Source organism: Chryseobacterium sp. PMSZPI (genome assembly GCF_002835665.1).
Taxonomy (GTDB): domain Bacteria; phylum Bacteroidota; class Bacteroidia; order Flavobacteriales; family Weeksellaceae; genus Chryseobacterium.
Genome location: NZ_PIZV01000033.1, coordinates 19084 through 40864, shown reverse-complemented (window position 1 = coordinate 40864; position 21781 = coordinate 19084). Strand labels below are relative to the sequence as shown.

Sequence of the window (21781 nt, the reverse complement as noted above, 5' to 3'; positions counted from 1 at the left end):
ATAAAAAGAGATCGCTCAAAGGAGCGATCTTTTCTTTATTACTATGATTTATAGCCATTATAAATATCTGTGATATTAGTTACTACGATTTCATGTCTTTCAGAGTTATTCCCTTCCAGAATAAAAGTGGCATAATATTCAGAATGTCCTGTAATAGCTTCTTTCTTTTGAACAATTTGTAGTTTAAACCTTGGATTCGTTACATTTCCTGCAACGGTATTGGTTGCCCATACGGCATTTTCAGCGTTGTATGGAGCTTTTTTATATAAAACCAAGTTGCCATCTGTCTGTGCACTTAAGTAAGGTCCGTTATTTCCATCGACAGTATTTACTGTATTAGTAGCCCATAGAACGGGAGTCTTAGGATATTCGGGACCATCCCATTTAACAGGACTGGCATATAAAACTAAATTACCATCTCTTTGAAGATCAAGGTGAAGGCGAACGTTTCCATAAATAATGCCAATTGAACTTGGTCTACTTGGTATGGTAACGGGCTCAAAAGGAAAAAGCTCATTAGCTGTTTGACTTTCAACCAATACAGTTGTTTTTATAGTTGTCCATCTATCTGTTGGGTTAGTATTGTCCACAGATGATTTTGCCAATGCTGCCTGTTGTGTTTCTGTAGTCATATCACTGTCTGTAGAACAAGAAAAATTGACCAGAGCTAATAAAGCTAAAGAAGAAATCTTTAATGTGTTTTTCATGGGTATTGTTGTTGTATTTTTTGTTTACGAGTGCAAATATATAATAAGCACAATAATCTCAAATTTGTGATATATCTATTCTTTTAAACTTATTTTTGTATTTAATTCAGTTTTTCTTTTATTATTTTTAAATATTTAAAACCCTTAGTGGTGTCTTATTTTATTGTTCACTATTTGGAGACTTTATGTTAATTTTTTAATAAATAGATAAGTGATTGAAAAAAAGAGAATTAAAATTTAATCAGTACATCTATAACTTGATTGGATTTAAAATGGATTAAAATTTTAACCTAATTCATATTGCTTTTTGGTAATTTTGTAAGAATAGAAGTCTTGAAAATAAGACTTAACAAAAAAGAATTGAAGAAAATTTATGGTACAGAATACGATAGTAAATGTAGAAGGTAAAAGTCTTTATGTGGAATACAATAATTTATTTGAAAACAGACCGACAATTGTTTTTCTACACGATTCTTTAGGATCAGCACAACTTTGGAGAGATTTTCCAATCAAATTATCAGAAACAACACAATGTAATATCCTCGTATATGATCGTTTAGGATATGGAAAATCAGCTCCTATGCATACCCATGAAAGACCGGTACATTATATGGAATTAGAAGCAGATCTGCTGAATGAGTTATTAAACGAATTCAATATTAATAAGCCAATCTTGTTCGGACACAGTGATGGAGGAACAATTGCCTTGATCACCGCTGCAAAGTATCCGAAAAGAGTAGAGGCCGTTGTTTGTGAAGCAGGACATATTTTTGTGGAAGAGGTTACTCTAAAAGGAATCTATGATGCCTGGGAGGCTTATAAAACGACAAACCTTGCAGAACGCTTACAAAAATACCACGGTGACAAGGTTGAAACCCTTTTCAAAGCCTGGACGGAAACCTGGACCCGGGATGATTTCCGAAACTGGAATATTGAATATCTTTTGAAAGATATCGTCTGTCCGTTACTATTTATTCAAGGAGAAACTGACGAATACGGGACCTTAGATCAGGTTGAAAAAACAGTTACTCAGGTAAAGGGGGCTACAGAGAAATATATTATTCCAGATATTGGACATACTCCTCATAAAGAAGTTCCAGATTTGGTAATGAATAAAGTAGAGGAGTTTATTAAAAGCTTATCAATGTATTTTTGCAGATAGATTATTAAATGTATATTAAGCGTCATTAAATCGAAATATTTTTATGAGACATTTTATTTTTATTCTTTGCCTTTTTTCACAACTAATCTTCGCACAGAATAAAAGGTTTATTTATCAATATACTTTTATTCCGGATTCTACCAATAAAGCTCATGCTATTAAAGAGTTTATGTTTCTGGATGTGGTTAATGGTACTTCTTCATTTTTTAGTCAGCGAAAATATGTGTTAGATTCCACACTGATTGCTCCGCAAAATAAAGGAAAAATGATTATCCCTCCCAGGGATTTGACTTTATTGTACACTATAGAAAAAAAAGATGGCAAAGTTTTTTACAAAGAATTGGAAAGCTCTGCGACAATGAGAATGAAAGTATATGATGATAGAAAAATGGATTGGAAAGTACTTGGAGATAAACAGCAGTTCTTACACTATAATGCTCAAAAGGCTTCCCTGGATTTTGGGGGCAGAAAATGGACAACATGGTTTACACAAGATATTCCTATTCAAGATGGTCCTTATAAGTTTAATGGACTTCCCGGGCTTATTGTAAAGATGGAAGATACAACAAAAAGTCATGTTTTCGAATTAGTTGGAATATCCAACTTATCGGATAAGTATTCATATCCCGAGCAGTATGGATACATGAATGAGGTAGAATTTTCTTTGGCTGAGTTTAAAAAAAAATATTTACAGTATAGAAAAGATCCTGGTGCTGATATAAGACGACTGTATATAGAAGGAAGAATTCCTGATCAACTAGATGCTTCGGGAAAATTTCGCACCGGAGCAGAAATGGTAAAAGAAGTAGAGCAGCTGGAGAAAGAAAAGGTAAAGAAAGATAATAATATTATCGAAATTGATCTAATTAAAAATCAGTAGAAAATAAAAAAGAGGTTGTTTCAAAAGTCAAATAATTTGGCTTTTGTCATTGACTACGTCGAATCTTCGATTTCTGACGCAGGAAGAATCTCTTTGACAACCAATTATATGAGATTCTTCACTGCATTTCATTTCATTCAGAATGACACTTTTGAGATTCTGCCTCTTTTTTATGATAACAAGCAAAGTTCAGACTTAATATTCTTTCTTGCCTGCACTTCATATTTTTCTTTGAAATAATCTGTCTTAAATAAGTTCTCAAGTTCAAGAAAGTGCTTCAGTACTTTTTTTCTTCCCGGCTTATAAAGTAGATCCGGATAAATAGAATACTCTTTTCTGATTTTTTGAGTGTAATCCAGATAGGTCTTCCAGTCTTTTCCAAGAATGGAGAGATCAGCGTCCAAAAGATAATTGATATCATGATCTTCGGATAGTAAATGCTGTTTGGTCGCTAGAATTTGTGCTGAGATGACCTGTGTTTCATCTTGGCTTATTCCGAGTTCCTGAAGTCTTGATGCTGCTGTTATGGCACTATTTTCTTCATTAGATTTGGAAGTAGCGCTATAAATAATATCGTGATAAAACACAGAAAAAGATAGGGCCGTAAAGTTGGAAATATCATTTTTTACAAATTCAAGCTCTTGAAACATATTTTCCAAATGGAAAAGATTGTGATAGTATCTGCCTTTTTCAGTATACTTGGTTTCAATTTCGTTCCAAAGTCTCTTTATTAAGCCGTGATCTTCTGTGGAAAGTGAACAAAGACGTTCAAATTGATTTTTGAGATTCATGATGCGTAAAAAGATAAAAAAAAGGAACTTTTAAAAAGTTCCCTTATTTGCTTCCAGAACAGCTTTTAGCTCAGCCCAGCCTCCGCCGTTATAGCCGTCCTTTAATCCTTGATGAGTAAGATATTCCAATGCTTTTCCACTTCTGTTTCCACTTCTGCAGAATAAGATAACAGGTTTTTCGATGGATAAAATCTCATCTTGTCTGTCTTCTACTTCACCCAGAGGAATATTCTTTGCTCCGTCTATATTTCCGTCCATTTCAAGCTCCATTGGCTCACGAACGTCGATCAGTTCATAGTTTCCAGATTGTATTACTTCTATTAAAGACATAATTGTTTATTTTAAACATTAAATTATAAACGAAAGTACGTAATTTTTTTTGAAACTTTCCTTCGGTTTTAGTTTTAGAAAAGAGTATACCCCAATATAAAGGATACACTGGTATAATCTGAACTTAAATAGACATAATTACGAAGTAGATTTCTGGATGTCCCTACTCTGACTTCAGCACTGAATTTATCATTATATTTATATCCTGCCCCAAATATGAAATTACTTACCGCTGATATTTCTAGATTTGAGTGCTTGAATTCTATAGATGAATTCATACTAAAATCCAGTAAATAGGCAGCATTGATAAATATTTTTGAGCGGTCATTTAAAAAGAAATAATGCCTTACTCCGATGGGTAGCTCTATAGATTTGTAATCTGCAGTAATATTGTATTTGTTTTCAAAGTAACTTCCTTCATTCTCAATAGCTTCTACATTCCCTTTATAGTATTGATAGGTAGGTTCAGTAAAAAGAGCCCATTTGTTTTTATTGAAAGGAAGAACATATTCAAATTCCAATCCGATTCTAAATGAAGTGTAATTTCCAAAATCGATTTTGGCATCATTCGTATGAATAGCATTCAAACTAAGACTGGAAAAATTAACGCCCGGTCTTACATTAAGATGAAAGAGCCCTTTCTTTGCATTTTGTTTTCCGTAATCTGTAATTGAACCTCCTGAGCATTCATTATACTGAGCGAAAATTTTCGTAAGATCTTTCTTGTTGTAATGAGTACTTTGAATTTGCTCTCCTTTAATATTACAATTCAAATGTTGAGCAATCTGTTTTTTAAAATCTTCATTATATCCTATAGTAGATTCATTGATATAGTAGGATTTATAAATAAGCTGTTCCGGTTCCGATTGTTCTGAGGTATAAAAAAAACTTCTGTTGTTACCATCTTCATAATACAGAAGGTCTGCTTTTCCTTCTATGATATATTTAAGGAATAGAGTTTCCTTTTTAAAGTCAGGGTCCCTTTTGTCGGACATTGCGTTTAAGTTGGTGGAAGAACGGTCAAGCATGACAGTAGCTCTTACATACTTTTGATCACCATCAATGCTAAACTCCTGGACATTATTGATGCTTTCCTTTTTTATTTCTGAGGACTCATCTGTTTTGTATTCAAAATCTACAGGATTATTTTTCCAGTCTACGTTTTTTATGAGAACTTCCTTTTTAGTACCGGAATTGTCTACGAAATATCCTTTTTCAAATTTAATTTGTGCATAATATGTACTTGCAGCAAGAAGTCCTGCTAAAAGACCAATTTTTTTCATAGTTATTTAATAGTTTATTAAATTCTGTTGCTTTTAATAGAATTATTTTAAAAATGGCAAATTTATAAAATAATCTTAGTTTTGCAATGTGAAATTATGAATCTAAGCGCAGAAAAATACTCCCAATTGATAAAATCTAAGGCAAAAAGTTTTGGATTTCAAAGTTGTGGTATTTCTAAAGCAGATTTTTTGGAGGAAGATGCACCGCGCCTGGAAGCATGGCTTAAGAACAACTGCCATGGCGAAATGAAATATATGGAAAATCATTTCGATAAAAGACTCGATCCAAGGCTATTGGTAGAAGGTTCTAAATCTGTTATTTCACTTTCCTACAATTACTTTCCGAAAGAAAAAATTTCCATACTGGAGAATTTTAAAATTTCAAAATATGCCTATGCAGAAGACTATCATGAGGTGATCAAAGAAATCCTTCTTGAAATGGTAGCAGAATTACAGGAGGAAATAGGAGAGTTCGGATTTCGGGTTTTTGTAGATTCGGCGCCGGTTTTAGAAAGAAGCTGGGCCAGGAAATCCGGAATAGGATGGGTCGGGAAAAACGCTAACCTGATTACCAAGCAGAATGGCTCCTTTTACTTTCTGGCCGAGATTATCTGTGACTTGGACCTTATCCCTGATCATGAAACAACGGATCATTGCGGAACTTGCAGGAAATGCATAGATGCTTGTCCTACAGATGCGATTGTTTCTGAAAAAATTATTGACGGAAGCCGTTGTATCTCTTATGCAACTATTGAGTTGAAAAATGAAATTCCGGATCATTTTAAAAATAAGATGGAAGACTGGATGTTCGGATGTGATATCTGCCAGGACGTTTGCCCCTGGAATAGATTCTCAGCTCCTCACCAACAAAGCAGATTCACACCTAATGAAGCGCTTAAAAATTTTAAAAAAGGAGAATGGAAGGAGCTTACTCAGGAAATTTTCTCTGAGATTTTCAGAAAATCACCGGTGAAAAGAACCAAATTTGCAGGCCTGAAAAGAAATATTGAGTTTTTACAGAAATCTTCAGACTGATTTTATCCTAAACTTGTGGTGACAATTCCTTATTTGGAATTTTGTGGAGTTCCAAACTAAAGCTGATAAACGACCAGTCCTTAAATTTTTCATTTTAAGGAGGTTAAGATTTATAAATGTAAGTTTCTTGAAAGGCTTTTCCTAAAAAGAAAAATTGACTTTCAGGAGATCAAATCTCACCGAAAATCAACGTCTTTTTTGTATTCTTTTTGGAGCCGTTTTTACTCTTACTTTAAATCTTTTCTGTGACTTGGTATTTTTACGCATATTTGTGAATATTTCGTAACTAAATATAGTCATTTTTTCGATTAAAACAAATACTTTTACCAAAAATTGTAGATTAAATTTTATTAAAAAACATGACCTTGAAAAGTATTTTATTGTATATCTTAAAAATCTTGGGAGTAATCTTAGGAATAGTAATCATTTATGTACTTCTTGGATTATTGATCCCCTTTATTCCTGTTTCAGCAAAAGATGACGGACAAAAGAAAGAAATTCCTATTTACATCTTTACCAATGGTGTACATACTGATATTGTAATGCCTGTAAAAACAGATCTTAAAGATTGGAGCTTAAGCATCCCTTTCGCTAATACAAAATCCAAAAGAACAGATTATAATTATATTGGGATAGGATGGGGAGACAAAGGTTTTTATCTGGAAACCCCTACGTGGGCTGATCTGAAATTTTCAACCGCAGTCAAAGCTGCATTTTGGTTAAGCGATTCAGCAATGCATTGCACTTATTATACAAGTATGAAAGAAGGTGAGGATTGTAAAATGATTATGATAAGCAGAGCACAGTATGAGAGCCTTGTGAAATATGTTGAAGCCAAGTTTGACAGGGATCAGAATGGAAATTTTATGTTGATTCCCACCGATGCAGTTTATGGTGACAATGACGCCTTCTATGATGCGAAAGGAACTTATAGTTTCCTTTACACCTGTAATACGTGGACGAATAACGCTTTAAAAGCAGCAGGACAGAAAGCGGCTCTTTGGACACCATCTGATTTTGGGATTTTTCAACACTATAAATAATACATGAAGAGGGTTTATTTATTTTTCATCATCTTTTGGATATGTTCATGTTCTCAGGAAAGAAAAAATAATAGAGTAAGAACAATAGAAACACCAGTAGCTGTAGAAAAGAAACCTGAAGCTGATTTTTCTAAATTACAAATAAAAGCGGAAGAAGCATTTAAATTCTGTGCTTCAAAGAATCTTAATAAAGATTTCTGTATTCTCATTGATATGAGCCTTCACTCCGGTGTTAACCGTTTTTTTGTCTGGGATTTTAAAAATAATAAGATTTCGAAAAAATATCTGGTAGGGCATGGATGCGGTTCCAATTCCTGGAGTAAAGATGATTCTAAAGCAAATCCGGGATTCAGTAATGAAGATGGAAGCCACCTTTCATCTTTAGGAAAGTATAAATTGGAAGGAAGAGGCTATAGCGACTGGGGAATCAATATCAAATACCAGATGCACGGTCTTGAAGAAACCAACAGTAATGCTTTAAAAAGATTTATTGTCTTTCATTCGTGGAATCTGATGAGTGATACTGAAACTTTCCCGAACGGATCTCCTGAAGGATGGGGATGTCCTACTGTTTCCAACAACGCCATGAAGGAAATAGATCCGATGATTCAGAAATCAGAAAAACCGGTATTGATGTGGATCTATAATTAAACCTTTGTTATACCTTTGCTTTCATAACAATCATGTTAACTGATTCTGCCCTATGAAACATACCCTTTTTCGTGAACAACAGCTCAATTGTAATATAGAAACAGCCTGGAAATTCTTTTCTTCAGCAAACAATCTTTCAGAAATTACTCCGAAAGACATGGGGTTTATTGTGCTGACAAAAATGGATGATGATGAAATTTATCAAGGGATGATCATTGATTACTATGTTTCTCCATTATTCGGAATTAAAATGAAATGGCAAACCGAAATTACCCAAGTAGATTTCCGGAAAAGTTTTATTGATTTTCAAAAGAAAGGCCCGTACAAACTATGGAATCATCATCATGAATTTATTCCTAATGAAAATGGTGTTCTAATGAGAGATACCATTGATTATGAACTTCCCATGGGTTTTCTCGGGGATATAGCGCATCATCTTTTTGTTAAAAAGAAATTGGACTATATTTTCGATTATCGTTTCAGGGTATTGAGTAGGTTGTTTTAGATAGGAATTTACTATTAATAATAGTGGATTAGTCTCAAAAGTTGGGGACTAGACAAAAAGTTTGGTTAATTTAAAAGGAAAGTAAATTAGCTTTTTATTACTCTAAGTTTACACTGAAGTTTTATTTAGACGCAAAGATAAGATACAATTCATTATTGATAAGGGAGCTAAGAAAGCGACAAAAGTCGCTGATGAAGCAATGTAGATATGCGTACGCTTAGAAAGAATCAATACAATTGATTCAGCTCTTTGCTTCCTAAAATACAACACCAGATAATAGAAATCCTTTGCGTTAAATTTTAAAATTAAACAGATCTAAATATTCTAAGCCACACAACGATCCATAATAATGAACAAAGCCACCCGAAAAGGTGGCTTCTATATTATGATAAACCTATCTGCATTATACAACAGAGGTTTGATAATCAAATGTTATTTAACAATCTGGATGTTGATCGCAGAAAATCCTTTTGGAGACTTTTCTTTTTCAAAAGATACTTTGTTTCCTTTTTTTACCGGTTCTGCACAGTTGTTATTGTGGAAAAAGATATTTTCTTTTGTATTGTCTTCAGTGATAAAACCATATCCTTTCTCACTGTGGAATGTAATAATTCCTGTTTTTCGAGGGTCTTCCTCAATAATAGGAGCTGCTCCCAACTGAATATCGTCTAGGTTTACTTCCTGTCTTTCTTCAGGAGGAGTGGAAGTTAATCTTCCAAATTCATCCACGTACATGAAAGTATCCTCCAAATCTTTTCCTTTGTTGTTGTTTGACTTACGTTCTTCGCGTCTTAGCGCTTTTTCTTTTTGCTTTTGAATTTTTTTCTTGAAATTTTCCTTTTTAGAAAAAGAATCTGCCATAAATTATTTTTAGTATTTAGTTGCTATATGTTATGCTATCCACTTGGGATCGTTTTAGACCCTTAAACCACCTGTATTTTCTGTCTTGGATTCCCCAGTCATCAAGAGCTTTAAAATTCCGACAAGTTGTTCTTAGCAGGATTAAAGTTAAAAATGTGGTTGCTCAAAAGGCAAAAGTTGAATAAAGATATTCAAGCTATAATAGAAAACAAAGTGGTAATTTGGCTATTAACGGTACAAATATACAACATTAAAATGAATAATGCTGTTTTAAATGATTGATTATCAGAAATACTTTTAATGAGAATATCAATGAATATTTTACTGTTTAAATAATCCTGAGGGAGAGGTGGTTCTGGAAAAATAGTGATAAAAAATCCCCAGCGTGCTGAGGATATGAAAAAATATATTATAAAATGATATGGTGTGTAATTGTATAATACGGATGGTAAGGCAGCAAATGTTATGCCTAAAATTCACATATGTTAGAGATTTATAGAAAAAAAACAATAAAAAAATTACATCTGGTTGATAGATAATATGGTAGTGAATAAGAGTGTTTTTAGTCTTGTTTAATTTTTTAATGTAAAATATAAAGTCTTGGTGTATACCCGAAAAATTCACCATGTTGAGATCGGTTTTATTATTCATCTTTGTTTCATTAACTTTTAAAATATAAAAAAATGTCAACACACGATGTAAAAGGAAAAGTGGTTTTAATTGCAGGAGGAGGTAAAAATCTTGGTGGATTATTAAGTAGAGACTTTGCTGCAAAAGGAGCTAAACTGGCAATACATTACAATAGCGAAAGTTCTAAAGCTGAAAGTGAAAAAACATTGGCTGAAGTTCAGGCATTGGGAGCAGAGGCATTCCTATTTCAGGGGGATCTGACGAAAGTAGATAATATCGTTAAGTTTTTTGATGAAACAATTTCCCGTTTTGGAGGGGTAGATGTCGCTATCAATACAGTAGGGATGGTATTAAAAAAGCCATTCGCCGAGACTACGGAAGCAGAATATGATACCATGTTCAATGTTAATTCAAAATCGGCCTATTTCTTTTTACAGGAAGCAGGTAAAAAATTGAATGATAAAGGAAAAGTCTGTACAATTGTTACTTCACTATTAGCTGCTTATACTGGCTTATATTCTACATACGCAGGGGCAAAAGCACCGGTTGAACACTTCACCAGAGCAGCATCCAAAGAGTTTGGAGCAAGAGGAATTTCAGTAACGGCTGTGGCTCCCGGTCCAATGGATACACCGTTTTTCTATGGACAAGAAGCTGATGACGCAGTAGCCTATCATAAATCGGCATCTGCTTTGGGAGGGCTTACGGATATCAAAGATATTGCTCCCCTGGTAGAATTTTTGGTAACTGACGGATGGTGGATTACCGGACAAACTATTTTTGCTAATGGCGGTTATACAACAAGATAATTTTGAATCATCCTTAATAAAACACCCCATTGAAATTCTTTTCAATGGGGTGCTTTTTATAAACGATGGAAGTTATGAAGTTTTAACCTTTGTTTTTTCCAGTATGTTTTTAACAATAAAATATCCTCCCAAAAGGACAAAAGGAATACTTAAAATTTGTCCCATATTCAAGCTCATACCATGTTCAAATTCCACCTGATCTACCTTGATAAACTCAATCAGGATACGCATGATAAAAATTAAAAGAATACTGATTCCAAAATAAAATCCTTTTCCGATTTCAATGGTATTTTTCTTATACATAAGATATACAATCAGGAAAATAATTCCATAAGAAATTGCTTCATAAAGTTGAGCAGGATGTCTCGGTAAATCATCCACCTGTCGGAAAATGAAAGCCCATGGAACGTTGGTAGGAACTCCAATGATTTCCGAATTCATAAGGTTGGCCAATCTGATAAAAACACCACCTAAGGGGAGTACAATAGCTATAGCATCCAGTATCGTCATAAATGGAATAGCATATTTTCTGGCATATATCAACAGCATAATAACCAATCCAATTCCGCCACCATGGCTTGCCAGTCCTGCAAAACCTGTGAAATGGTAAGCTCCGTCAGGTGCTTTTTGAATCGGTAAAAAGATTTCAAGAGGATGCTGGGAGTAATACTCAAAATCATAAAAGATACAATGTCCCAATCGGGCTCCTACCAGAATCCCTATAAGAGCGTATGAAAATAAAGCGTCATGCGCCTGTAAACTTAAGTTCTCTTTTTTGTAAATACTTTTTAAAATAGTAAAACATAATACCAGTCCTGTCAGAAATAACAGTCCGTAATATTTTATGGGAATACCTAAAATATTGATGATCTCAGGATTGACATTCCAGTCGATGTATAATAAACTCATTAATGTAGTTGGATTTTATGATGCAAATATAAGAAAATAGGAACTTTTGAGTGCTGAAGACGGTTTCGGGTACTCTATACATTGATTCATAAAGTATTAGTGATAAATCCCACCTGACTTATAGCTTGTTTTATAAGAACAAGAGATTTTTTATACTAAAGAAGCTGAATGCACAAAAAGTCAAATAGCTTATGACAAGTATAAGTAATAAACCTCTGATTTTTATCATATCAGATGTGGTTTTATCTGAAGTAGAATTTCAGCTAATTTAAAATGATTCTTGAAGAAACATTTTATAACTTTATTACCATATCAACACAGAAATATTTAATATGCATCATCAGTTAGAAAAACACTATGTAAACAGGGTGGGCTGGCTTCGGGCAGCAGTATTGGGAGCAAATGACGGATTATTATCCACTACAAGTATTGTTATTGGTGTTGCCGCGGCAGAACCGGAACGCCATATCATCATACTTGCAGCCTTAGCAGGGATGATTGCTGGGGCATTATCTATGGCTGCCGGAGAATATGTTTCCGTAAGCTCACAGGAAGATACCGAAAAAGCAGACTTAATGCGTGAAAAGCGAGAGCTTGAAGAAATGCCGGAAATTGAACTTAGAGAATTGGCTAAAGTTTATGAGCAAAGAGGATGCACCAAAGAAACAGCAATGCAGGTTGCCATTGAACTTACAAAACATGACGCTTTAGGAGCTCATGCCCGTGATGAATTAGGAATTAATGAAATAACACAGGCGAAGCCATTGGTGGCTGCTCTGGCTTCATTTGGATCCTTTGCTGTTGGGGCATTACTTCCTTTTATGGTCTCTTTATTGGCTCCTATTAAGCAAATGGTATACTTTCAATACGGTTTTTCTATTATATTTTTGATGTTTTTGGGAGCGATTTCAGCCAGAGCGGGAGGCTCGAGTATTAAAATCGCGGTATTGAGAATCTGTTTCTGGGGAACGGTAGCGATGGGAGCTACAGCTTTAGTCGGACATGTTTTTGGCGTCAATGTCGCCTAGATTTTTTTGATTGGTGGATTGAAATTTCAATCATATGTTTCAGTAATTCATTTTCCTTTAAAGAATTGTATTCTGATTGATAACTAATGAAATACCTAACAAGTGTTAGTCGTAGAAATACGACACTTTTTCATATTTCCATTCAAATTGTATTGTAATAGAATAAATACATCTAAATTTGGTGATATAAACAACATCAAATCACAAAATATTAACGATTAAAATTTACGATCATGGCAGAAAGAAATTCAAGAGGAATTTTAAAATTCAACAACGGAGAAGGACAGAAGCTATTAAAGCTTAATTACAGTGTATCACGTTCTACTGACGTATCAGGTAGAGTGGCATCCGATCCTTCCAATGCCCTTATCAAGATTACTGTAGAAGCTACGGAAAAATCTGATATCCTGGAAACTCTTCTGAATGGAAAATACAAACCTACTGTAGGAGAAGTAACTTTCAACAAATCTCACGAAGAAGGAACGTTAACAACATTGAAGTGGAATAACGGATATGTTATTCAGCACGAAGTAGACTTTGATGCAGTAGATGATAACAGCATGTATATCACTTTTGTAGTAAGTGCAGAGCAAATTGATCTGGGTAATTCTTCTTATGATGGAGGATGGCCTACAGTATAAGAAACTGATTTTTTTAATTAATATAGATACAAACAGAATAGGAATCATCCTATTCTGTTTTTTATTGTCTTAAAATCTTGCTACCTGGTGGATTCAATAGTGATAAATGCTCGCAAATGGATATCATCTTCTACATCAATAGGTTTAAACAAGTCATACCATCCGGTCCGGAAGCCACTCGCTCCGTAATTGATATGAACATAAAATGTTTTATTTTTTTCCAGATACCCATCTATAACAGTAGAATGACCATAACTGGTAAAATTACCCATATGAAAATAAACAGGTCTTTTATGGATAATTTCATTTTTAATCAATAATATAATACTGTCTTTGTTTATAATGTGTTCGATCTGTTCCGCTCGAGCAATGGAATTCATTTGTTCTTGTGAAAAAGGAATATCTCCGGTAAAACTCGCATAAAAAGTAGCTTTACATGCAAAATGCTTTATGATCTGAGGGGCAGGGTTGATCATTTCTAAGTATTTAGACGTTCCAAAATCTTTACGAATAGCAAGTGCTGTGAGATAGGAGTACCGTGCTATTGCATCTATGGTTTCTGGAGAGCTATTCTCATTGATTTGAGTAGCAAAATGTTTCCAGTTTAAAGTATAATCAGATAGAGTTTCCTTAATGGCATATCCTTTGGAACAGCTGTAGGCAACTGTACCGTAAGGTTTTAAATGATGATAATAAAAGATTTGTGCTAAAGCTGTACTCCAACAACCCAATACTTGCTTGTTGGGAGTATATTGGGCATAAATTCCCCATTGATCCCAGTTTGTTTTTATTAAAAATTTTGCTTTCATATGAACAGGTTGCTGTGCAGGAATCTGATCTGAACTGATTTGAGAATATCCTGTATAGTAAATAATTAATAAAATGACGGATAATAGTTTAGTAAACTTCATAAGGATAATATTTGGTGCAAATAAACAATATCAGAAGTCTTTAGACCACTCAAAACAGGTTTTGAGAGCTCTTTTAATGTCTGGATTTTAGTTTCTGTAAATAGGTTTTAGGAGAATACCCTGTATGTTGTCTGAAAATACGATAAAAACTGGCTTCGGAATTAAACCCGCATTCATAGGCAATACCGGTAAGGCTTAATTGCTTGTAGGCAGGATCATTCAGTCTTTTCTTTACTTCTTCTACCCGGTAGCTATTTACCCAGCCTCGAAAGTTTAGCCCAAATCCAGTATTAATGACTGATGAAACTTGAGAAGTTGGAAATCCAATTGGTCGGGAAAGATCTTTGAGATTGAGCTCCGGTTCCATAAAAAGAAATTGTTTTTCCATTACTTCTGTCAAAGCTGATAGAATATCCTGAAAATTTTCCTGATTTTCTATTGTCTTTATCTCAATATCCGGTAAATCTATTTCAGATATTGATTTTTGAGGCATCCTGAATACCTGCATTTTGGATGCTAACAAGGTATGGTAGCCTTGAAAAGACAAAAAATAAATAAGAATGGTAAGGTAGCCATAAAATATTTGTAGATAAGGAAATGAATTTTTATACTGTAAAATATTAGCAGGCAAAGAAGATAGGAAAAGTACTGTTATCAAAAGCCCGGTTCCGAAAAGAAGGTTGCGAAGCCACTTCAACTCAGAATATTGTGTTGCAGATTGACTTGTAAATAACCAATGCCGATATTTTTGAACCTTTTGAAAACTCAAATACCAGTAAATGCCGGAAGAAAATAACACCAGAATATCCTCTATCCATTTGACAGCATTATAATACAGGTATTGCTCCGCAATGTGATCTTTTGAGTGAATGTTAGTTTGTGATAATGTAACGATATATACTAGGATAGCATGTACCTGGAATATTAATACAGGTGCAAAGTGCCATAATGTTTTTTGCTTAAAAGAAAATTTTTCTTCTGTAAGACAACAGATGTATAAATAAAATAATGGCTGTATAAGAGTATCTATGGCCAGTGGGAAGTAGTGTAGATTAGGATGTTGCCATAAACCAAGTGTATGCAGTAATATTTTAATTCCAAGAAATGCTAAAGTCAGTAAGATAGCGGAAAGCAGTTTTTTGCTGAAAACAGGCGAAGAGTAGTATCCTACAGCAATAGCAGATAATATTCCCTGAATAACACCAAGAATAACAATTGTATTAAAAAAATCAATGGTGTTGCTCATTTATGGAGGTTATTAGTTTATTTCATAATTATCAAATATACATTTTTTACAGAATAAAAGATGAAAATATCTTGAGGGTTGATTTTTAGTCATTTACACGAATTTTTAAGATCAAGAGCAAAAGTTGTGTGACTTAGAATATTTAGATCTGTCTAATTTAAAAATTCACGCAAAGGATTTCTATTATCCGGTGTTGTATTTTAGGAAGCAAAGACTGAATCAATTGTATTGATTCTTTCTAAGCGTACGCCTATCTACATCGCTTCATCAGCGACTTTTGTCGCTTTCTTAGCTTCCTTATCAATAATCAATTGTATCTTGTCTTTGCGTTTAAACAAAATTTCAGTATAAAGCCTAGGAGTAAAAAGATAATTCATTTTTTTTCTTCGGATTAACTAATTTTTTACCTAGTCCCCAAGTTTTGAGACTGATCCATTTTTTACACGATGTCAAATTTAATGATACTCAGATAAAAAATAAAACTCCCTGCAAACAATCTGTTGCAGGGAGTTTTTGTACCCAGGACCGGGATCGAACCGGTACTCCTAAGAACTGGTGTTTGAGACCAGCGCGTCTACCAATTCCGCCACCTGGGCAAGTGTGTTACCTTGTTTCGAATCGGTGTGCAAATATAGAAACTTTTCTTAATACTCCAAAGTTTTTTTGAAGGAATTTTTTAGAAATTTATCTCCAAACCATCGTAGGCAAGGTGTATTCCGGATGGAAGCTGCTTATCTTCAATATCATGCAGTCCTAAATGGTGACTGATGTGAGTTAAAAATAATTTTTTAGGTTGTAGCTCTTCAAACAATTTGATAACGTCCGGAAGAATAAAATGGGCCGGATGAGGATCAAATTTTCTGATACAGTTTAAAATCAGAACGTCTAAATCCTTTAATTTTTCTTTTTCCGTATCGGAAATAAAACCGGCATCCGTAATATAAGCCAGCTTTTTAAATTTATATCCAAAAACAGAAATTTTATAATGAATGACTTCAACAGGAGTGATTTCCGTATCCAAAACCTGGAAAGGAGCGTTTTCAATTTCATGAAGCTCAAAAGCGGGAGCTCCGGGATACCTTACATCTGCAAATGCATACGGGAAACGATTTTTTATTTCATGGGCAACCCTTTGATAGCAATAAAGAGGGACGTCTTTACCGCTTTTGAAAATTAAAGGGCGCATGTCATCCAGACCTATCACATGGTCGTTATGCTCATGAGTAATCAGTGCGATATCTACAGTATGCTCATGGTTTGTAAGCATTTGCTGTCTGAAATCGGGACCGCAGTCGATGAGTATTTTTTTATTTTCCTCCGTAGTGACCATCACGGAAGAGCGTAAGCGTTTGTCTTTGGGATTTTCGGAAGTACACACTTCACATGTACAGCCTATGACGGGCACACCTTGCGAAGTACCGGTTCCTAAAAATTTCAACTTCATTTTGTTTTGAGGTTGGTTTAATTTTGGTAAATTTACAAAAAATTTCATGTCCTAATGTATCAGAAACTAACTCCTAAACAAAAAGCATTAACAATTAATCTAGATCCTACTATTTATGGTACTTTCGCAGAGATTGGAGCAGGGCAGGAAACTGTTCGTCACTTTTTTAGAGCAGGGGGAGCTTCCGGTACGATTGCTAAGGCAATGTCTGCTTATGACAAAGATTTTAGTGATGCTATCTACGGAAAAGAGGTAAAAAACAGATATGTTACCCAAAACAGGCTTCGCAAAATGCTCCGTTATGAAGTAGCATTAATTGAAGAGAGAATATCAAGGGATAATAATCCCGACAGAAAATTCTTTTCTTATGCTAATACGGTAACAACAATCAATTTTGATAAAACAGTAAAAGGCCACGGCTGGGTGGGAATTCGTTTTCAGACCAAAGAAAATGAAGATTACAATGAAATCGTGATCCACGTAAAATTCAAAGAAAACGATGCCACTTTACAACAGGAAACATTGGGTAACCTTGGGGTAAATCTTATTTTCGGAGCGTTCAATTACTTTGATAATCCAAGGACATTAGTTGAGTCTTTATATGATGATATTGCAAAAGATAATCTTGAAATTGATATGATTGATTTCAGTGGACCTGCTTTTGCATATGTTGATAATAGATTGATGTCATTACAGCTGGTAAAAAACGGAATGACCGATGCTGTAATTTTCAATTCAGAAGGAAACAATATGCTTCCTGCAGATGTTTTATATAAGAAAAATATTTTTGCGGTAAGAGGAAGTTTCAGACCGGTAACGAAAGTTAATATCGATATGCTTCAAAACGGTATGGATATGTTTTTTAAAGACGCTATCTGTACTCATGAAGAAACTGAAGTCCTTATTGAAATTACCATTTCCAATCTTCGGGCAGATGGTGATATAGATGAAAGAGACTTTTTAGATAGAGTAGATATCTTAGGTAAATTGGGATATACCGTTATTATTTCAAACTTCTCGGAATATTATAGATTGATCGATTATTTCGCTTCTTATACAAGTGGAGATATTGGGGTGGCCATGGGAGTTAATAACCTTTTGATGGTATTTGATGAGAAGTATTACAAAAATTTATCAGGAGGAATTCTTGAAGCATTCGGAAAATTCTTCAGAAACGGAATGAGAGTATACCTATACCCATATAAAGATCCTGAAACACACCAATTATTAGATTCTTCAAACCTTAAAGTGGAAGAAAACCTGAAAGAGTTGTATAAATATTTCAAACGTAATAATCGTATTGTAGATATTACCAATTATAACCCTGAATTTTTGGAAATTTATTCGCGTGAGATTTTAAGAAAAATAGCATGTTGCGTGAAGGGGTGGGAAACTCAGGTTCCTGAAGGTGTAGCAGAAATGATCAAAGAGCGAGGAATGTTCGGATATAAAGAAGAACTTTCCTTTAAACAATTCTCTTAAAAATACAATATAATGTCAGAATTAAAGAAAAGACTTTCCTCAATTCTTGAAAGTCCAAAACATAATACAGAAGAAAAACTTGAAAAAGTTTGCCACCTGTTGGATCAGGAAATTTCTTATTTCAACTGGACAGGTTTCTATTTTAAAAATGGAGATAAAGATGAATTAATATTGGGCCCTTATGTAGGAGCTCCAACAGATCACACGATCATTCCTTACGGAAAAGGGATTTGTGGTCAGGTTGCTGTTTCCAATGAAACATTTGTAGTTCCTGATGTACATGAAGAAAGCAATTATCTAAGTTGTTCAATCGATACAAAAGCTGAAATTGTTGTTCCGATATTTAAAGACGGAAAAAACATTGGGCAGATTGATATTGATTCTCATACTATCGATCCTTTTACAAACGAAGACCGCGAATTATTAGAATGGCTTTGTAATGAAGTTTCTAAGATTTTGTAATGAAATTCAATAGGGATAAAATAAATATAGACTCCGACTTTTATAGTCGGAGTTTTTTATGGATTATTGGTGGTAATGACAAACATAATTAAGGGTTCATCCCCTGTGTTTTCAATAGAATGATAACCTATGGAATTGATGGCCGTAATGTCTCCTTTTTGAAGTGCTTTTTTTCGTACGGCTCCTTCTGTTCCGGTTCTTTCACTATATTTTCCGATTCCGTGGATGACAACATATAATTCCTGTTCATTTCTTTCATTGTGGGTGTGAAATCCGGATTCATCACCTTTATTCAGTAAAACCATATAAGCAGCCAGACGATTGTTGGCCAGTTCCTTTGGGTCAAACATTTGTATCATGTGCACGGTTCCGTTTCCGCCATACATATTTTCACGTTTATCTATGCGTGTGATGCTTCGTTCATCCGTTCCAAATGCCATTACATAGAGGTTGATATATTTTGAAACTTCCCGTATAACGTGATCAAATTCTACTCCTTCAGATAATATAACAGTACCAGACATACGATTTTAAATATTAATAAAGTTCAATGTACCAAAAATTATATCATGAGGCAAGTTGCTATTATTTTTTAACGTTTTATTTGTCATTCTGTAAGAATTTAAACATAGTATTCAAAGCCTCACAATAAAAAAATGATTGTAAAGCTTATGTATTTTTCTTAACGATATACTTTTTAATCTCAGAAAATTTAAGTGTTAAAACTTTGTGTCTAGAAAATCATATTTGCATGGCATGTATTTCTGCCAGTAATTCTTTAAAGTAATTTTCACATTTCGCAATATGCGTCCCGTACCAGGAGAAAGCTTCCCCGTCAACGATCATTATCTTTTTTTCAGGATAAAAAGCTCTTAATTCCTCAATATGTTTCTCTTTAAAAGGGAATGGCTCGGAAGATAGCATGATAACGTCTGCCTTTGCAAGGTCTTCTGTTGTGATGATAGGATAACGGGTTTTGTCTTTGAAAATATTATCAAAACCAATTTCGGATAAAATTCTATGAATAAAGGTGTCGGAACCAATTGTCATGTAAGGATTTTTCCAGATAAGATAGGCTGTTTTTATTTTTGTGTTAAGTTTTGTCTGATGAAGAATTTCATAGATTTTAAGATTGAATAATTGGGCCCTTTCTTCCTTTCCAAATAGCTTTCCAAGATTTTTAAGCAGGTAGTAGTTGTCTTCAATCGTTTCAACGTTGGTTACATTAACTTTAAAATTAGTCATTAAAGCTTCTACTTGTTCTTTGACGTTTTCCTCTTTATTGGCAAGAATGAGATCAGGTTGTAAAGCTTTAATCTTATCAATATTTATATTTTTTGTTCCACCAATTACAACAATGTTTTTTATTTTATCTTGGGGGTGAATGCAGAATTTTGTTCTGCCGACAATTTCATTTTCGGTCAGACCCAAATCAAATAAAGCCTCAGTAATGGAGGGGACAAGTGAAACAATTTTCATATTGGCATGTTAGATGATGCCTAAAATTACAAAAGTTTTCCGGTTAAGAAAAGTCCGGCTACCGTAAAATAAATGATAAGCCCCGTAACGTCTACTAATGTGGCTACAAATGGAGCAGAGGAAGTGGCAGGATCGAGTTTTAATTTCTTTAAAACAAATGGAATCATAGAGCCTGATAATGTTCCCCATAATACAATGGCGATCAAAGATACGGAAACACTCAATCCTACATATACCCAATATTGACCATAATCGAAAAGCCCTATCTGCTGCCAAAGCATAATTCTGATAAAACCGATAACCCCTAAAATAGCCCCAAGGCATAACCCGGAGATAATTTCCTTTCTCATAACGTACCACCAGTCTTTTAAACTGATTTCCTGAAGAGCCATAGCACGGATAATCAACGTAGCGGCCTGTGAACCGGAATTTCCTCCACTGGAAATAATTAAAGGGACAAATAAGGCCAGGACAACGGCTTTTTCAATTTCTTTATCAAAATATCCCATTGCGGAAGCAGTCAACATTTCCGAGACGAATAGAATAATTAGCCATGTTGCTCTTTTTTTGATCATTTCTGTCCATGAAGTCTGGGTGTAAGGAAGGTCTAGTGCTTCCAATCCCCCGAATTTCTGAATGTCTTCCGTGTTCTGTTGCTCAATTTGGTCAAGGATGTCATCTATTGTTACAATTCCTACCAAAACACCGGCTTCCGTAATGATGGGAAGTGCTCCACGGTCATATTTTTCGAAATAAGTTACCGCATCTTCTTTGGTTGTGGTTGTAGTAATAGCAACAAAATGGTTATCTGTAATATCCGAAACCAAAGTATCTTCTTCAGCAAGAAGTAAGGTTCCAATGGCAAGGTCATCGATGAGGCGGTTTCTTTCGTCCACCACATACAGATAGTTCATTGTTTCTACTTTTTTGCCTACTTTTTTGATTTGCTGAAGACATCGTTTCACAGTCCATTCCTTACGGATCTGGATATAATAAGGGGTCATCAGACGGGCAATAGAATCAGAATTATAGCCCAAAAGCTTTAATGCAATTCTTCTTTCCTGTGGATTAAGATGATTGATGGAGTACTTAATCAGCTCATCAGGGAAATCCTCAAAAAGGGCAGTCCTGTCATCCGGAGTCATTGCATTCAGGATCTCGGAAACTTCGTCGCTACCGATACTTCTGATGGTATCCTCTTGGAAATCAGGGTCAAGGTGAGAGAATACCTCCGCTTTGTATTCTTTGGGAACTTTCAAAAATGCCAACAACCTCTCGTCAGCAGGAAGGTCGCTGAGAGTTTCGGCAATATCGGCAGGATTGAAGATAAGTTCGTTTCTAGAATTCAAAGCGTGAAATTTTTGGATATGCAAAAATAATTCAAATTTTTAAGACAAAGCAACAAACTGGGAAAATTAAGGATTAATTAAAGTTTAATATCATATAATAAAGACGAAAAAACATCCGTAGAGACGGATGTTCAAAAAATTAA

23 protein-coding genes and 1 tRNA gene are annotated in these 21781 nt (G+C 34.4%); 11 read left to right on the top strand and 13 right to left on the bottom strand.

Annotation, left to right across the window (positions count from 1 at the left end; genetic code table 11):
- Positions 1-41: 41 nt before the first annotated feature.
- On the bottom strand, positions 42-707 hold the full coding sequence (locus CW752_RS06825; RefSeq protein WP_101239006.1) for a hypothetical protein: 666 nt from the start codon (positions 705-707) through the stop codon (positions 42-44).
- Between the two features lie 373 nt (positions 708-1080).
- Between CW752_RS06825 and CW752_RS06820 the strand changes: the two genes are divergently transcribed.
- Positions 1081-1869, top strand: a complete 789-nt coding sequence (locus CW752_RS06820) for an alpha/beta fold hydrolase (RefSeq protein ID WP_101239005.1) — start codon at positions 1081-1083, stop codon at positions 1867-1869.
- Between the two features lie 43 nt (positions 1870-1912).
- The gene (locus CW752_RS06815) at positions 1913-2749 is read left to right on the top strand and encodes a GLPGLI family protein (protein WP_101239004.1); all 837 of its coding nucleotides are present in this window, start codon (positions 1913-1915) and stop codon (positions 2747-2749) included.
- A 170-nt stretch (positions 2750-2919) separates the two neighbouring features.
- Here the strand turns inward: CW752_RS06815 and CW752_RS06810 are convergent, their stop codons facing one another.
- From CW752_RS06810 to CW752_RS06800, 3 genes are all read right to left on the bottom strand, one after another.
- Positions 2920-3540, bottom strand: a complete 621-nt coding sequence (locus CW752_RS06810; protein ID WP_101239003.1) for a hypothetical protein — start codon at positions 3538-3540, stop codon at positions 2920-2922.
- Between the two features lie 30 nt (positions 3541-3570).
- A complete protein-coding gene (locus CW752_RS06805; RefSeq protein WP_101239002.1) occupies positions 3571-3870 on the bottom strand; it encodes a rhodanese-like domain-containing protein in 300 nt (99 codons plus the stop codon).
- Positions 3871-3944: 74 nt separating this feature from the next.
- Entirely contained in the window at positions 3945-5153 is a 1209-nt protein-coding gene (locus tag CW752_RS06800) for a PorT family protein (RefSeq protein WP_101239001.1), read from the bottom strand.
- Between the two features lie 96 nt (positions 5154-5249).
- Here CW752_RS06800 and queG point away from each other — a divergent pair, with 96 nt between their 5' ends.
- The 4 genes from queG to CW752_RS06780 all read left to right on the top strand — a co-directional run bounded on the left by queG (position 5250) and on the right by CW752_RS06780 (position 8387).
- A complete protein-coding gene (gene queG, locus CW752_RS06795; RefSeq protein WP_101239000.1) occupies positions 5250-6188 on the top strand; it encodes a tRNA epoxyqueuosine(34) reductase QueG in 939 nt (312 codons plus the stop codon).
- A gap of 365 nt (positions 6189-6553) precedes the next feature.
- The gene (locus tag CW752_RS06790; RefSeq protein WP_410493635.1) at positions 6554-7231 is read left to right on the top strand and encodes a TIGR02117 family protein; all 678 of its coding nucleotides are present in this window, start codon (positions 6554-6556) and stop codon (positions 7229-7231) included.
- A gap of 3 nt (positions 7232-7234) precedes the next feature.
- Positions 7235-7882, top strand: a complete 648-nt coding sequence (locus CW752_RS06785) for a murein L,D-transpeptidase catalytic domain-containing protein (protein ID WP_101238998.1) — start codon at positions 7235-7237, stop codon at positions 7880-7882.
- A 52-nt stretch (positions 7883-7934) separates the two neighbouring features.
- Positions 7935-8387: an SRPBCC family protein gene (locus tag CW752_RS06780; protein ID WP_101238997.1), complete on the top strand. Its 453-nt coding sequence runs from the start codon at positions 7935-7937 to the stop codon at positions 8385-8387.
- A 432-nt stretch (positions 8388-8819) separates the two neighbouring features.
- Here the strand turns inward: CW752_RS06780 and CW752_RS06775 are convergent, their stop codons facing one another.
- Positions 8820-9248 (bottom strand): cold shock domain-containing protein, encoded by a 429-nt coding sequence (locus tag CW752_RS06775; RefSeq protein ID WP_101238996.1) that lies wholly within the window; start codon positions 9246-9248, stop codon positions 8820-8822.
- Positions 9249-9931: 683 nt separating this feature from the next.
- On the opposite strand from CW752_RS06775, the gene CW752_RS06770 reads away from it, so the two are divergent.
- Positions 9932-10687 (top strand): SDR family oxidoreductase, encoded by a 756-nt coding sequence (locus tag CW752_RS06770; RefSeq protein ID WP_101238995.1) that lies wholly within the window; start codon positions 9932-9934, stop codon positions 10685-10687.
- A 72-nt stretch (positions 10688-10759) separates the two neighbouring features.
- Here the strand turns inward: CW752_RS06770 and lgt are convergent, their stop codons facing one another.
- On the bottom strand, positions 10760-11596 hold the full coding sequence (lgt, locus tag CW752_RS06765; protein ID WP_101238994.1) for a prolipoprotein diacylglyceryl transferase: 837 nt from the start codon (positions 11594-11596) through the stop codon (positions 10760-10762).
- A gap of 332 nt (positions 11597-11928) precedes the next feature.
- Here lgt and CW752_RS06760 point away from each other — a divergent pair, with 332 nt between their 5' ends.
- Positions 11929-12624, top strand: a complete 696-nt coding sequence (locus CW752_RS06760; protein ID WP_101238993.1) for a VIT family protein — start codon at positions 11929-11931, stop codon at positions 12622-12624.
- Positions 12625-12857: 233 nt separating this feature from the next.
- Positions 12858-13265, top strand: a complete 408-nt coding sequence (tssD, locus tag CW752_RS06755) for a type VI secretion system tube protein TssD (RefSeq protein ID WP_101238992.1) — start codon at positions 12858-12860, stop codon at positions 13263-13265.
- Between the two features lie 80 nt (positions 13266-13345).
- Here tssD and CW752_RS06750 read toward each other — a convergent pair whose 3' ends face one another.
- From CW752_RS06750 to CW752_RS06735, 4 genes are all read right to left on the bottom strand, one after another.
- Positions 13346-14176 (bottom strand): C10 family peptidase, encoded by an 831-nt coding sequence (locus CW752_RS06750; RefSeq protein ID WP_101238991.1) that lies wholly within the window; start codon positions 14174-14176, stop codon positions 13346-13348.
- A 73-nt stretch (positions 14177-14249) separates the two neighbouring features.
- A complete protein-coding gene (locus CW752_RS06745) occupies positions 14250-15422 on the bottom strand; it encodes a helix-turn-helix domain-containing protein (protein WP_101238990.1) in 1173 nt (390 codons plus the stop codon).
- A 516-nt stretch (positions 15423-15938) separates the two neighbouring features.
- Positions 15939-16018, bottom strand: a tRNA-Leu gene (locus CW752_RS06740).
- Positions 16019-16098: 80 nt separating this feature from the next.
- Positions 16099-16866 (bottom strand): MBL fold metallo-hydrolase, encoded by a 768-nt coding sequence (locus CW752_RS06735; protein ID WP_101239032.1) that lies wholly within the window; start codon positions 16864-16866, stop codon positions 16099-16101.
- A gap of 54 nt (positions 16867-16920) precedes the next feature.
- Here CW752_RS06735 and CW752_RS06730 point away from each other — a divergent pair, with 54 nt between their 5' ends.
- Together CW752_RS06730 and CW752_RS06725 are read left to right on the top strand one after the other, a co-directional pair.
- A complete protein-coding gene (locus CW752_RS06730) occupies positions 16921-18348 on the top strand; it encodes a nicotinate-nucleotide adenylyltransferase (protein WP_101238989.1) in 1428 nt (475 codons plus the stop codon).
- Between the two features lie 12 nt (positions 18349-18360).
- Positions 18361-18810 carry a GAF domain-containing protein gene (locus CW752_RS06725; RefSeq protein ID WP_101238988.1) on the top strand — a complete coding sequence of 150 codons (450 nt, stop codon included), beginning with the start codon at positions 18361-18363 and terminating at the stop codon, positions 18808-18810.
- 56 nt (positions 18811-18866) lie between these two features.
- Here the strand turns inward: CW752_RS06725 and CW752_RS06720 are convergent, their stop codons facing one another.
- From CW752_RS06720 to mgtE, 3 genes are all read right to left on the bottom strand, one after another.
- Positions 18867-19334, bottom strand: coding sequence for a cupin domain-containing protein (locus CW752_RS06720; protein ID WP_101238987.1), 468 nt, complete (start codon positions 19332-19334; stop codon positions 18867-18869).
- Between the two features lie 217 nt (positions 19335-19551).
- Entirely contained in the window at positions 19552-20289 is a 738-nt protein-coding gene (locus tag CW752_RS06715) for an ABC transporter substrate-binding protein (protein WP_101238986.1), read from the bottom strand.
- A 26-nt stretch (positions 20290-20315) separates the two neighbouring features.
- On the bottom strand, positions 20316-21656 hold the full coding sequence (mgtE, locus tag CW752_RS06710; RefSeq protein ID WP_101239031.1) for a magnesium transporter: 1341 nt from the start codon (positions 21654-21656) through the stop codon (positions 20316-20318).
- Positions 21657-21781: the final 125 nt, after the last annotated feature.